The organism is Halobacteriovorax sp. (assembly GCF_041587335.1).
Taxonomy (GTDB): Bacteria; Bdellovibrionota; Bacteriovoracia; order Bacteriovoracales; family Bacteriovoracaceae; genus Halobacteriovorax.
This window is the reverse complement of record NZ_JBFGYP010000074.1, coordinates 1-14011: the sequence shown is the minus strand read 5'-3', so window position 1 is coordinate 14011 and position 14011 is coordinate 1. Positions and strand designations below refer to the sequence as shown.

The window sequence follows — 14011 nt, the reverse complement described above, 5'->3', positions numbered from 1 at the left end:
CGAAGAAGGAATGAAGACACTATTCTATAAAGGATCGTACTTCATTGCTCGCCCAGGATCAGACCCTTCAAAAGAAAGCACTTATAAAATTCTAGAGAGTTTTTTAAATAGAGTTGAACTAAAGAACCAATACGTATTTATCGAGCAGTACTTAAGAATTGAGTCCCCATCAACAGCAACTGAAGAAGCTTCAGTTTCACCTCTTCATATTAAGTATACTTTTTCTTCTTATATAAGAAATACAGGTTTTACACCTGTTCCAAGTCCAGGTTTTTCTAATGTTGGATACTTTGAAAACCACCCTATCTACCCAGTAGGTCAGAATGGAGAAATAATCGAGAGACCAATAAACTATATTAAAAAGTTTGATATAAGTAAGCCAATAACTTACTACCTATCTTCAAACACACCTAAGAAATGGAAGCAAGCTGTTACTGACGGTGTTCTCTACTGGAACAAGGCATTTGGAAAAGAAGTTATAAAAGTAGCGGACCTTCCAAAGAACGTAACGATCTTTGAGCCTGGATATAATATTGTTCAGTGGCTAGATTGGGATACAGCAGGATTTGCATATGCGGCCACAAACTCAGATCCACTCACTGGAGAAATAAAAGAAGCACATGTCTTTATGACTAGTTCATTTGCTATTGGTTCTTACTCTACAGCTAAGACTTACCTATCTCGCTTTGAAAAGGAAGATATTCCAAAGTTCAACTTAGGACTCCAAGGCTTTACTTCATCTCTAAACTGTATAGATAATACAGGTAGAGCAAAAGCAGACAAAGAAAGACTAGAAGACTTTATGGCAAAAGTAGAAGGAAAGTCATTCACAGATGAACAAAAAGAAGAAATGTATACGCGATATGTTGCTGATTACATAAGACAAGTAGTTGCTCACGAAGTAGGACACACTCTTGGATTTAGACATAACTTCGCAGCGAGCTTAGAAACAAATATTGATTCAAAGAACTACGAATCTATTACTGTAAAATATTTAACTACAGGACTAGTAGACTCTGAAGTTATTTCTGGAAGCTCTGTTATGGACTACACTCCAGGATTTTTCTCGAGTATGGCCGGAGCCAAAATGAGATTAGAAGACGATGCACTTCTCTATGATCAACACGTAGTTGACGTATCTTACAAGGGATCTAATTCATTTAGTAATTTAAAGTTTTGTACTGATGACCATGCAGAAAAATACTATGACTGTTACAGATTTGATGCATTTGCAAACGTTATTGAAGAGAAGAAATACAACGTTGAAAGATCATTAAAAAATATTGCTCATCTTTTAATCCATGGTAATTTTCTTTTTATTAATGACAATACTTTAACTGAAGAGCAAAAACTTCAAAAGCTTGATGCTGTTTTCATAAATGGACTCTCTGATGGAGCATACATGGCAGAGAATAGATATAAAGAGATAGTGAAGAGAGCTTATAAAGGATCTAAAAGTATTACTGGAAAATCTGAAGCCCTTAAGACTGATTTTGATGCTCTCGGAGGAATGAGTAAACTTCTCTTTACTGATATTACTCCGACTAATAGATCAGGAGAACTACTTTCTAACTATGCTCGTGAGCTCATAGGAAACTTTGAAAATATATCTCCAAATTACTTCGGCGAAAACCTTACAGAGAATATTTCAAATAAATTGAAAGGATTGATTAAAAAATATGCAATGGAGATGGACCAAGCATTCCTATTAAATGCTATGCCTTATCTTACAAAGAAATTTGAGTATAGAGATGAATTCTTCATTGATTCAGTATCAAAACTATCTAAAACAGTTTTAAATACAAGATCTAAAGAGACTGAATCAGTAGAAGGAATACAAGGCCCTCTTTTTAATATTGAAATAGGCTCAAAGAACCTTAGGAAACTAACGAGCTCTTTTGTAAAGTATGACTTCTTTCCAGAGTCACATAGCTTTAAGAGAAATATGAAAAGACTTAGAAATGATCTATCTAAAGAGATGGAAACCCTAACTTCAGAAATCTCAGTTCTCTATGGTGACGTAGAAAACACTCCAGACAATGTCTATGATTTCTATATGGAAGAACTCACTGAAGTCTATAATTTTTAATTTTGATTAATAATAGGCCCTAAGAAATTAGGGCCTTTTTTATTCACACGTAAGCTTTGGTAACTCAATAACAAAAGTCATTTTCTCGCTATTTTCATCGAAGTAAAACTTTCCTCCATGCTTAGAAATAATCTCTTTTGAAATACTTAATCCCAAACCTGTCCCCTTTCCTGACTTCTTAGTTGTAAAAAAAGGTTGCATCATTTTATTAGAAATATTTGAAGAAACTCTTTCTCCAGAATCAGTGAGACTAAGAATCACCCTATCTTCTAACTCTCGAATGACAAATTTAATCCATCTCTCACCACTCTTTTCAATAAGAGAGTCGTGAGAGTTGTTTAAAAGGTTCACTATAACTTGGGAGATTTGTTCAGGTAAACACTCAATTAGAATCTCTTCACTTCCTCTAACATCACAAATTAAATCAATACCTGCAAGCCTGATTCTTTCCTTTGATATATCGATTGCTGAATCAACCACATCTTTAAGACTTCTCACTTCAAGCTCATCTAGCTTAGACTTTCTAGATATTAACCTCAAGCCTGATACGATACTGGATACTCGCTTACAATTTTTCTGAATCATCATTGAAATATTGCGTAGCTCATCCTCATCTAAATTTCCTCTATCAATTGAAGTTTCAATTCTAGAAGCGTATCCATTTATGACAAAGAGTGGATTATTTATTTCGTGAGCAATACCTGAGGCCATCTCACCTAGAGTTGCCATTTTTGCGGAGTGACTTGTAGACAACTCTTTTCCGAATGAATTTCGAAGCTCCATATTTTTAAAATAGCCACCAAAGATACTAGCTAAAATCATTAATTCATTTTCTAAAGAGCACCAATCTCTTTCTCCTCTATAATCGAGAAATGAAATATTTCCCCAATGGTTAGCATTGAAGAAAATAGGAGCGACAAAGAAAGATTTAAGTCCATTATTCTTTAAGGACTTTCCCATCTTACTAATAGTTTCAATATTATCCATATTATTACTTATAAAAGGTTTCCCTACACCAATAGTAGTAGAGAATATTCCAAATATTTCATCGTAAGAGAAACTAGATAGAATATTTTTCTCTATCGGAGCAATACTCTTATTTGAAAACCATTCATAGAAGCTTTCTACATAAACCTTATCTGTGTCCTCATTAAAGGCATTCCTATCAATTCGTAAATGGTCAACATCGAGTCCCTTCGCCAACAGTTCTAAGCTTCTCTCTAGAGCAAGCTCGGTATCTGAAGAATTGAGAAGAGTTCTACTCACTTCATTAATAATGGATAAAAGAGTCATATTTTCTCTCATTACTATAGGATTTAGTTGTTTTTTGTAATCATCATTCTATGGCCACTCTCTTGAGTTTTTCTTCAAGAACAGAACTAACTATCTGAATACATTTATGAAAACATCATTTTTGTACTGAACAACTCAGCGAAGATTACCTATCACTAATATAAAAAGTGACTCAATTTTTAGCCAATTTTTTTGAAAATGCAGATTTTTAGACCATTTTCCTTATCTATCTCTTTGTATTCAGTTGAAGAAAATCTCTCTTCAACAAGCTCCCAATTTTTTTCATCATTCTCAAATAGACCTTTTAAGAATTGTGTCGTTTCAAAGGGAGTATTTAGACAAGCTACAAAGACTCCATCTTTTGCAAGGAAGGCACTCATTCTTCGTATAATCTTTTGATAGTCTTTCTTGTAGAAGAAGCTTTTGCCTTGATTAGAAGGAGGATCACATATAATCGTATCAAATGGTCCATACTTACCTATTTGATTAAATGATTTTAAAATATCCCAACTCTTGTAAATGACATTTTGATCAAGACTATTGAGCCTGTGATTTTCTCGTCCAATATTTAAAAATGTTTTCTTTTGGTCAATATTTACAACTTGCTTGGCGCCCCCCTGTCTTGATGCTACCGACAAAGAACAAGTATAACTAAAAAGGTTTAAGATATTTTTATCTTTTGAATCTTCAATCAATTTATATCTTTCATCCTTCATATCTAGAAAGAATCCAGTGTTTTGATTCTGCTCTAAATTTACAAGATACTTAAGTCCATGTTCAAAGACTATATGCTTCTCAGGAAGTGCGACCCCAAGAGAGAGAGACTTTACTTCTTTACCAAATCTTTCTTGAACAATTATAGGTCTTACCTCTCCATGTTCTAGTATTAAAAGATTTACAAATTCAGAATAATCAACATCTTTAAAGATCGTGATAAAGATTGCTGGAGGATACAAATCAACATTTATGAAATCATACTCAGGAATTGTTCCACCTCTACCGTGAAAAACTCTAGAGACTTCATTCTCTTTTATTAACGAATGTAATTTATCATTTATTTTATTTACTAATTCTTTCATTTTGCCCACAGCGGTTTGCACTAACTCTAACTTAAACTAAAGTGGTTTATGATGTAAACCAATTTTCAGCCTTTTAGCATTCCCTCCTTCAAGATATTATATCTATGTTACTCTTAAACAACTGAGAACATGAACTACTCTCTAAAGGAAATAATGAAGGCACTTTATATATGTGACAATAAAGATGAATGGATAAAGCTAAATGGTCTCTTTTCAGGAAATTTTCCAAAAGTAGATCTTATCTGCTGTCTCAACGGTAGCGATGCTTTAGATCACCTCTCTTATGAGGGGCCTTTTGCTATTGTTATGATTGAAGCATCTATTAGAGAAGAAGATCCTTCAACACTTGGTCAAAGAATAATTGATACTGTTGGAGAAAGACCCATTATATTTATGGGCTCTGAAGTTCATATAAAAGATAGAGTGGATAATGATTTATATAATGGTCATCCGATCAACGCAATAATCAATACTCCCTATGACGTTGAAGTTTTTAAAGAAGTCATTTCTACTACTCTAGAATGGGCAAAGAAAGAAGAGTTTGAAGAGTCTATAGAGGAAATTGATAAAGAAGAGCTACTCCCAATGCGCGTGCGTAACTTCTATATGTTTAAAGTTGTTCCATATGATGTCTATCTAGAACTTACACAAACTAAATTTATCAAAATAATAAAAAGAAACCAGCCCTACACTCATGCAAAAATTCAAAACTATGCAAAGAAAAACATAAAAAACCTTTATCTTGGTAAGAATGATTTTATCAGAATGCTCGAGGATGGAATTGAGAAAGTGACTACTGGGCTATCTCAAAAGAATTCAACTTTAAAAAGTATATTTGGAAATCAGATAAGAGGGGCATTAATAATACAGCAATACATCAGAGCAATCGGTGTTAGTGATGATATCCAAGACCTTTGCTCTCTCATTATAGAAACAACAGATAAAACTATTAGGAGGTATGAATCTCCTACAGATGTTATTGATAAAATTCCATTTAAAACCTGTGACTTCGCCGAACAGGCAATCTTAACTTCTTACTATTGTGAAGCTATATTGCATAACCTTGGGTGGAAGTCAGACCTCTCTAGAAAGAAGCTAGGACTTGCGTCTCTTTTACAAGATGCCACACTTAGTAATGAAGACCTAATAAGAGTTAGTGGAGCAGAAGATCCAAATCTTCAAATGTTTACGAGAGAAGAGCAGGATGAGTACTTGAGTCACCCTATTCAAGCAGCAGAAATTGCAAAGCAGTTCCAAGGCTACTCAGAAGCAGACTTTATAATTGCTCAACAACATGAAAAACCAAATGGAACAGGTTTTCCCTTTGGTGTTACAGCAAATAAAATGACCGCCCACTCTTGTGCGTTTATCCTTGCGAGTACTTATGTTTCTCGCCTGGCCATAAGTGGAAAGAAAGCTGATGATAAAGACAGAATCATTGATCAGCTAAAAGTAGATTATAATTTAGGAAACTTTAAAGAGCCTCTAATGGCACTTGTAAAAACGGTCAAAACTTAATTTCAGATAAGGTTTCAACAATTTTGATGTAAGTACTCTTTGAATAACGAGATTTCAGCTGAGCTACAATATCATCTTTTGATAGTACAGACTCATTACCTTCTTCTAAGTTTCTCAACAACTCTTCAGTAAAGGCCTCAGAGATGATCATCACTTTAGCAAGCGGTGAAATATCATCTTTAAAGTTCATCGCAAAACCTTGCCCGTTGGTCATACCATGATGTTGTAGAATGATTTGATCTGCCCCAAGTGGAAGTCTTGGATACTTTATCAAAGCATCAGCAGCTAACCTTGCGTGACTTAGAATAACCTCTTTCTCATCTTCGCTAAGCTTACTATTAAATAAGGCTTCTTCCTCATACTTTAACTCTGGATACTTTGTGTAAATAGGAGTTAAGAACATATCATGAAAGAAAAATACAAAGTTAATCTTATCGACGTGACTATCACCACCCCAAGATATTGTTTTAATGATATGGGTAGCTACATATGTTGCAATAATAGAGTGTGAGTAAAGATAACTTGCTCTATTAGCAGTTAATAAGTTTAAGATGCTCTCTAAACCAGGACTACTCTCCACAACATCTTTAATCGCTTCTCTACAAATATCTGAAATTTTCACTATCTCGTCGTTAACTTCTTTTGACTCGAAAAGTTTATTTGCGATAATTTCAATCCCCTGCTCTACGACTTCTAATTTCTTTTCAGCAGATACAGATGGATCATTTATATTCCTTAGCTCAGAAGTAATACATTCACTTGCTAAGTTAATCATTTCTAATCGTTTTAGTGAATCGACATAGAGAAAGTGTACTCCTTCATCTATGTACTTCTTTATTCCTAAAGAAGGCAAATCACCTCTGAAGAATATTTTTAAGTATTCATTCTCTGTCATAGACTTTTTAATTTTGAAAAAAACGTCACATGGTACGGCCTGAATATTATAAAAGAGTTTTATAGGTATTGGGTAATACTCTGGAACAGTAAGCACGGCCATGTCTTTTGCCGTTATCTCTAAAACCTTCGCAACAGATCTAACTAATTTTTTGAAATCATAACACCCAGATATTTGAGGAACCTCTGGAGGAACATCACTCTTTTTACCAATAACAATCAGAGGAATGTCCATATCATTTTCGATGAGGTGTTGATAGATAATAGCCCCACTATCAATATCTTCCAGCATGCAAAGTGAAATCACTACATCAATGTTTGGATGTAGATCTAGAAGTTCAATAGCTTCATCACAATTTCTTTTTACCGTTACATTGGTCCCTGTATATACTTCTAAGTTTACAGAGTAGAGATCGTTTAAAACTTCATTGTCTGAAATGATTAGTGCTTGGCTCATATTATATTATCGCTAGAAGGTTTCATCAGATGTTAACACTTTTTCGATATAGATTCATTAATTAATTCAAACACTTGACGTAAGTCTTTAATATTTTAATAATGGCTTAAAACACTCCACTACTCGACCTAAACCTCGGATTTGATATGAATTACTCATCACCAACTTTCAAAGGAAAAATACTAAAGCGTTATAAGCGTTTTCTCGCAGATATAGAATTATCTGAAGACACACCTATTAATAAAAAGGGTGACATCATTGTTGCTCATACAGCAAATACTGGAAGTATGAAGACATGTTGGGGTGAAAACTGGGATGTTCTAGTTAGTTACCATGACAACCCAAAGAGAAAGTTAAAATATAGTCTTGAGCTAACTCATAACTCTGAAACTTGGATTGGAGTAAATACTGCTCTTCCAAATAAGCTCGCAGTTGAGGCCATTGAGAATGGGGTCATTAGAGAGCTTCAGGGCTATCAAACAATAAAACCAGAGGAAAAGGTTGGTAAGAGTAGAATTGATATCTTTCTTTATAGTGGAGATAAGAGCTCACCTACTGAGCAGTGCTACGTTGAGGTAAAAAATGTTACCTTACTGGGAGATAATAAGAGGGCACTCTTTCCAGATAGTGTGAGTGAGAGAGGACAGAAGCACTTGCTTGAACTCACAGAGCTTAAACGTCAGGGAATTCGGGCCTGTATGCTCTATATTGTTCAAAGAGAGGACGTTGATTCCTTCTCCCCTGCATCAGAAATAGACCCTAAGTATAGTGAACTTCTAAAGAAGGCCCATGAACAGGGTGTGGAAATACTTGTTTATCAATGTAAATTAAGTGACTTAGGGGTAGAAGTTAGCCACGCTGTTGACTTTTTACTATAGGCCTCACCTTTTTACACAGTGCGTTGTTTGAAAAATATTCTAGGCGTATTATTGCTGCAATTAAAAACAAGGATTTAAATATGATTAAGCCTATTTTAGCTGTAGCAACTCTAGCTCTTTCAATAAGTGCACATTCATCTTTAGAGAAGCAATTCCCAGAAGATACTTTAGTTTATAGACCAAAGGTTGACTCTGGATTTGACCAATACAGAACTAAGTCTTTAAGAAAGTCTAATAAGGTAGTTCTAACTTTTGATGATGGTCCACATAGAACGAGAACTCCTCGTCTACTTGATATGTTAAAAAGAGAAAATGTAAAAGCTACTTTTTTTATTCTTACTAAGAACGTAACCGCATCAAATATATTTGTAATAGAAAGAATTTTAAAAGAAGGTCATATTCTTGCCAGTCACGATCACGACCATGACAATAACAATAAAGAAGATGAATCAACTTATAGAGAAGAGCTCTTTGATACAATTACACAAATCGAAGCCCTTAAGAGCAGATATAACTCTAAACAAGTGTCTAGTTACTATAGATTCCCATATGGAGCCTATGGAAGAAATGAGTTCTATCATCACTTCAATGTAATGAAGGATGTTAGTGATAGAATTTACGGTGAGAACTGTATTAATTTTGCATTTTGGGATATTGATTCTTCAGACTGGGTTGCACAATTATCACCAGAGCAAATATCTCAAAATATTATTGCTCACGTAAAAGGTGGAACTGCTTACAAGCACAAGATAAAAAGAACAATATTTGGAAATACAAAGTACGAAGTTGATAAGTATAAGATCAAGTATCCAATTGGTGGAGGAGTTGCACTTCTTCACGATATTCATGAAAGAAGTCTAGAGGCCGCAGAAATCTTTATTAAGAAAGCTAAAAAACTTAATATTGAAATTGTTCCTCTAGATGAAGTAGATGAATTCTCTTATAAGAACAAATCTTGCCAAGCAATAATCTAAATTAAATTATATAAAAGACCTTCAATATGAAGGTCTTTTTTTTTCTAAACCAATCTATTTCTATTTCACTCCTACTTAAAACTTACCTTCTAATACTTTCTTGAAACCTTAAGCTTCATAACTCTTGAAAAATCTACACTCTTATCAACTTTATCTAGAATATAGTGACACAATGCGGTAAAACCCAATAGATTTAATTATCACTTAAAGGAGAAAAAATGAGTCTTTTAAAGAAGTCTATATGTACCTTAGTTATGCTAAATACCATAGCTGCAGGTGCTTCAGAAGCTACTGTTCCGAGAGTAACCGCCCTCGACAGAATGATGAGTACGATTAGCCCAAGTGCTATTATTGATGCACCATTATTTAAAAATACAGATGAAGCAAAAACGAAGTATGGTAGTGAGTTCGTTAAAGTTTTAATTCAAGAGACGCACAAGAAAGCAAAGTTTCTCTTAGAAGAAGGTAATGTAAAAGCTTATAACGCCTTTATGACACTTGGACTAACTGTTCCTCTTCAAGAAGGATTATATCTTCATATAAGAGAGATCAATGACTCTAAAGGTCTATGCAATGATCACTCTAATAGTGGAAATATTATATTTGCCTACACTCCTGAAAAACTTGAAGAAAAATACACTGCAAGTGAATTAGAAGAGAAGAAGGCAAACTCTAAGAACTACCAATTTTTCGTACAAAACTTTAAAACAGGTGATAATCCATTTTTCCCAGACTGTAATCAAGTTGAAAATAAAGATGTCATAAGACAAATCATAAGAGGCGGAGATGGAACAGATATGGGTGCAATGCAATTGAGCATTAGGTGGCATACTGAGAACTACTTCGCTAAAGATGGTCACAAATCTTTAAGAAAAACATTTGCCTATGGATTAAATTACTTAATGCAAGGGTTTAAGCCATTAATCTATAATTTTAATAGCACTTCTAAGACTTGGGAAAAAAGAGTTGAGTGCTTACGTAAGATTGAAAAATGGCACTTATTTCCATCTAAGAGAAAGTACTCAATTGACTACAAGAACGTAGTAAGAGGAACTTGGGCCGGAAAATATAATTCAGGAAACCTTAATAAGACATGTCGATTTGCAGACTCTAGAAGTCCCTACAAGGGACATGATGAAGGTTTCTTAAAGAACCTTAATAAAGTGCTAGATATTGAAAACCTAGAGAAGATTGGTGTTTTTGATGCAACTTCATTTGAGATGGACGAGTCGTCTAGAGAAGCTTATGAACAAATCGTAAGTAACTTCAAAAATGAGACTAATAATAGAGATAAAATTGAAGCTATTTTAAATTAATACCATTGCCCATACAAAACTATTTGTATGGGCGTTTTTTTCATCTATACTAATTAAATGAAAAAAAATATATTTGTATTTATTATTGGAATCTCGGCCTGCATAGCAATCTTCTATTTACTCTATAGTACTGATAAGTCTATTGATCAAAGATCTATGACCTCCCCTACTAAAGAAAAAGACACTCCTACCAAAGTTAGTAGTGAAGATGATATTATCAAAAAACAAATTCACACTCTTGCAACAAATCTTGAAATTCCGCCAGATGCGGACAAATTATTTAACGATTTAAATAATTATAGAATAGAAATATCTGATCTTAAGAAGAATCTTAATAAAGACTTTGTAAAGAAGTACGTTAAGACTCAATCTAAGAAAATCATTACATGCTTAAAGAAAGACTACTGCGGAACAAAGCCTGATGCCGATGGCTACTTTGACGAGTTTTCTACCCCAGGACACATTCTTCTATCAAGGCAATTAAGACTCTTGAATGCAATGCTAGAAGATGGCGACTTATCGCCAGATGAATTAGATTTTTCAGAGTTAGTTAAATTTGAAAATAAGAATATTCTTGAAAGCTCTGCTGAACTGTTCATCAAGTCCAATCCTTCAGAGAGTGAGCTTGGTACATTTCTAGACAACTCTTCTCATCTAGAAGGTTCTAAAAAGCAGGCCTTTTACTTCAAGCTAATAGGAAGTGCTAATCAATCACAAAGAGAGATCTTAATATCAAATTTATCTGAAGACCTAAAAAACTCAACTCCATACTCAGTAGTTGCATTTTTTCAGAAAATCTCCTCTCTACAATTAAATGAAGAAGAACTTCTTGTAATTTCGAGAGGTGGATGTCAGCTAAAAGGTGAAAATGAAGTTTCGTGGAATTCTTTTAGCTTCAATTTTAAAAAGTACGTAGCTGAAAATTCTTTTAGCCTACTTATAGATGAAGTATGCCCCTAAGTTTAGGGGCTAAAAAATTCTACGCTCTTCTAAGTCTTTAGATAACTTTTCAAATGTAGGAAGAACTTTAATGTTTGTATTTGTAGTAAAGAACTCAAACGGAGCCTTTCCATTACAAGCTACAGCAATATTTGTCCCTTTAGGAGCTAGATCCTGAAGAGAGTTGAAATATGCTCCAAGTTCACCACCTCTTTTCTCATCCCAAAGACTAGAACCCCATACAAGGATATTCTCAACACCAGTTGCTTCTACAGTATCCACTATAGTTCTAGCTTCAACATTTGGACCTAAGTAAACAACTTGTCGACCATGACCACTTAGTAAAAGGGCCGCAATAAGCGCTTGTAGCTCGTATGAGTCTCCTGCAGGAGAAGCTATAACAACACTATCTCTATTGATGCTAGAGTTGTTCTGATAAATTTTTCTTCTAAGGAAGTACTTTGTTAAAGTTATTAGAGTATGTTTCTCTTCTAAAGTGATTTTATGTCCCTCTAACTTCTCACGTAGGTCGTAGAGAAAAGGAATAAGGATATCAAAAACAACTTTCTTTAGATCATATTGATCAATTGCTTTACCTAACTCGTGTGAAACAATATCAAACTTTTTAAAGTTCAAGGCCATTGCCATCGCTTTAAATGTTAATTCTATTTCTTCTTTTTCTGTATTTGATTGTTCAAAATCTAGATCAGTGACTAGACCTCTCTCTTCAACAAGAGAGACAAGCTCTTCATTAGATTTCTCAGCGATGTGTCTTATTGCTGTTCCCTCTTTTACTAATTGATTTAGCAAAAAGAGTTTTTCAATATTTTCTTTAGAGTAAAGTCTTCGACCAACATCATCCCTTCTTGGAGATACTGCGCTATATCTTCTTTCCCAAGCTCTTAAGTTATGTACGTTTATTCCACTGAGTGCCGAAGCTAATTGTATGTTATACATATTGAATCCTTTCTGTATTTTATAATCAAAAAATATGCTAATACTTGATCTAATTCAACTGATATAGCCAAATTAGATTTAACGATAGAAGTAATCTATCAGCAGCGAGGCTTAAGATTGTTAAGTAAATGTCAGGTTTCTGAAATTTATAGTTGATGAAGCTGGGAAATAGTGTCATTTCTAGGTTATTCGACCTGATAAAAGACAACGCAGTAGGACAATAAGCATTTATAGTTTGGTCACTAAACTATCAATAATAAAGAGGAAATATGGTTAAACAGAGAAGAACATTTGACTTAGATTCATTAGCAGACTTCGCAGAGCTTAAAGGTGGAAAGCTGATATCTACAGAGTATAAGAACTCTACAACATACCTACTTTGGGAGTGTAAATCTGGTCATAGATGGAAGGCCACAGCGCTAGAGGTCGTGGGAAAGAAAAGCACTTCAGGCTCATGGTGCCCAAGGTGTCCAGCTCCATCAGAAGATTTGATGTTAAATCTAGATAGCATTGAAATGGATGATGAAATTAACGAGGACTAGGAAAATAAAGACACCTTACTTCTTATAAAATCAAAATCTTACTGCAATAAAACTCTCCTCCGATAAGATTTATATACTTTTTTATATAAATTTTTAGGAGGATTCTTTTGAGTTACTCAAAGAAAATCACACAACATATTATCAAAAGTCCATGGGTAGCTATCACTTTAGGAATAGCTATTTTATTTTCACTTTTACCAGGGCTAACTAAAGTCGAATCTGACTTTAGTTATAGAATATGGTTCAGAGACTCTGAGCCACTCATTAAGCGCTATGATAACTTTCAGGCCAAGTTTGGAAATGATGACTTAATCAATATTATTGTTCACTCTCCTGATGGAGTTTTTGACAAAAGTTCTATCGATCTAATCCACCGTTTAACTGAAGAAGTCTGGAAGGTAACGGATGTGATTTCTGTTGATTCAATAACAAACTATCAATGGACCTCTGCCGATGAAGATGAATTAATTATTGAAGACTTCATACTCCCTAACCTCTCTGAAGATGAACTTCTAGCAAAGAAACAACTGGCCCTAAAAGATAAAACTCTACCTGACTACCTCATAAACAGAGAAGCGACGGTAACTAATATATACGCAAAGATTAGGCCACATTTTGATGGTGCCCCAGATGATAAGCTCATCATTTCAGAAACTCGTAAAATGATTGCTAAACTGAAAGACTCTCTTCCTCAGGAAGACACTCACCAGATATTTACTAATGGCTCACTCGATATAAATAATACTTTCAGAGAAGTTTCTGAGCATGATGTAGCAACAATATTTCCAATCGTCTTTTTAATCATTGTAGTTTTTCTAATATATGTTTTTAGAAGTATAATAGGAGTTCTACTTCCTCTATTCATAATTTCTGTGACAACATTAGCAACCTTTGGGCTAGCAGGATATCTTGGCATAAAATTTAATAATCTCATTGCAATGGTACCTACAATTTTGATTGCCATTGCAATAGCTGATAGTGTTCATATCCTTGTGACCTACTTTCAATTTCGCTCGAAAGGAGAAAATGAAGAGAATGCAACGGCAAAGGCATTTGAGAAGAACTTCAAACCTAT

Annotated in this window: 12 protein-coding genes; 8 read left to right on the top strand and 4 right to left on the bottom strand. The window is 34.2% G+C overall.

Going from position 1 to position 14011, the window contains the following annotated elements:
- Positions 1 to 2089 (top strand): zinc-dependent metalloprotease (locus ABX784_RS10935; protein ID WP_372655074.1); only part of this gene is annotated, 2089 nt, incomplete at its 5' end.
- 39 nt (positions 2090 to 2128) lie between these two features.
- Here the strand turns inward: ABX784_RS10935 and ABX784_RS10930 are convergent.
- A complete protein-coding gene (locus ABX784_RS10930) occupies positions 2129 to 3394 on the bottom strand; it encodes a sensor histidine kinase (RefSeq protein ID WP_372655073.1) in 1266 nt (421 codons plus the stop codon).
- Between the two features lie 167 nt (positions 3395 to 3561).
- Positions 3562 to 4461, bottom strand: coding sequence for a class I SAM-dependent methyltransferase (locus tag ABX784_RS10925; protein ID WP_372655072.1), 900 nt, complete (start codon positions 4459 to 4461; stop codon positions 3562 to 3564).
- A 153-nt stretch (positions 4462 to 4614) separates the two neighbouring features.
- Here ABX784_RS10925 and ABX784_RS10920 point away from each other — a divergent pair, with 153 nt between their 5' ends.
- Positions 4615 to 5979: a hypothetical protein gene (locus ABX784_RS10920; RefSeq protein ID WP_372655071.1), complete on the top strand. Its 1365-nt coding sequence runs from the start codon at positions 4615 to 4617 to the stop codon at positions 5977 to 5979.
- On the opposite strand, the gene ABX784_RS10915 is transcribed toward ABX784_RS10920, so the two are convergent.
- Entirely contained in the window at positions 5969 to 7330 is a 1362-nt protein-coding gene (locus ABX784_RS10915; protein WP_372655070.1) for a hypothetical protein, read from the bottom strand. The two genes, ABX784_RS10920 and ABX784_RS10915, sit on opposite strands and share 11 nt — an antisense overlap.
- 146 nt (positions 7331 to 7476) lie before the next feature.
- Here ABX784_RS10915 and sfsA point away from each other — a divergent pair, with 146 nt between their 5' ends.
- The 4 genes from sfsA (at position 7477) to ABX784_RS10895 (ending at position 11458) form a co-directional block, all read left to right on the top strand.
- On the top strand, positions 7477 to 8208 hold the full coding sequence (gene sfsA, locus ABX784_RS10910) for a DNA/RNA nuclease SfsA (protein WP_372655069.1): 732 nt from the start codon (positions 7477 to 7479) through the stop codon (positions 8206 to 8208).
- A gap of 80 nt (positions 8209 to 8288) precedes the next feature.
- Positions 8289 to 9182 carry a polysaccharide deacetylase family protein gene (locus ABX784_RS10905; protein WP_372655068.1) on the top strand — a complete coding sequence of 298 codons (894 nt, stop codon included), beginning with the start codon at positions 8289 to 8291 and terminating at the stop codon, positions 9180 to 9182.
- 218 nt (positions 9183 to 9400) lie between these two features.
- Positions 9401 to 10498 carry a hypothetical protein gene (locus ABX784_RS10900; protein WP_372655067.1) on the top strand — a complete coding sequence of 366 codons (1098 nt, stop codon included), beginning with the start codon at positions 9401 to 9403 and terminating at the stop codon, positions 10496 to 10498.
- A 57-nt stretch (positions 10499 to 10555) separates the two neighbouring features.
- Positions 10556 to 11458, top strand: a complete 903-nt coding sequence (locus tag ABX784_RS10895) for a hypothetical protein (protein WP_372655066.1) — start codon at positions 10556 to 10558, stop codon at positions 11456 to 11458.
- 9 nt (positions 11459 to 11467) lie between these two features.
- On the opposite strand, the gene ABX784_RS10890 is transcribed toward ABX784_RS10895, so the two are convergent.
- Entirely contained in the window at positions 11468 to 12394 is a 927-nt protein-coding gene (locus tag ABX784_RS10890) for a MerR family transcriptional regulator (RefSeq protein WP_372655065.1), read from the bottom strand.
- A 269-nt stretch (positions 12395 to 12663) separates the two neighbouring features.
- On the opposite strand from ABX784_RS10890, the gene ABX784_RS10885 reads away from it, so the two are divergent.
- Entirely contained in the window at positions 12664 to 12936 is a 273-nt protein-coding gene (locus tag ABX784_RS10885) for a zinc-ribbon domain-containing protein (RefSeq protein ID WP_372655064.1), read from the top strand.
- A 107-nt stretch (positions 12937 to 13043) separates the two neighbouring features.
- The coding region (locus ABX784_RS10880) for an RND family transporter (RefSeq protein ID WP_372655063.1) at positions 13044 to 14011 on the top strand (968 nt) is incomplete at its 3' end.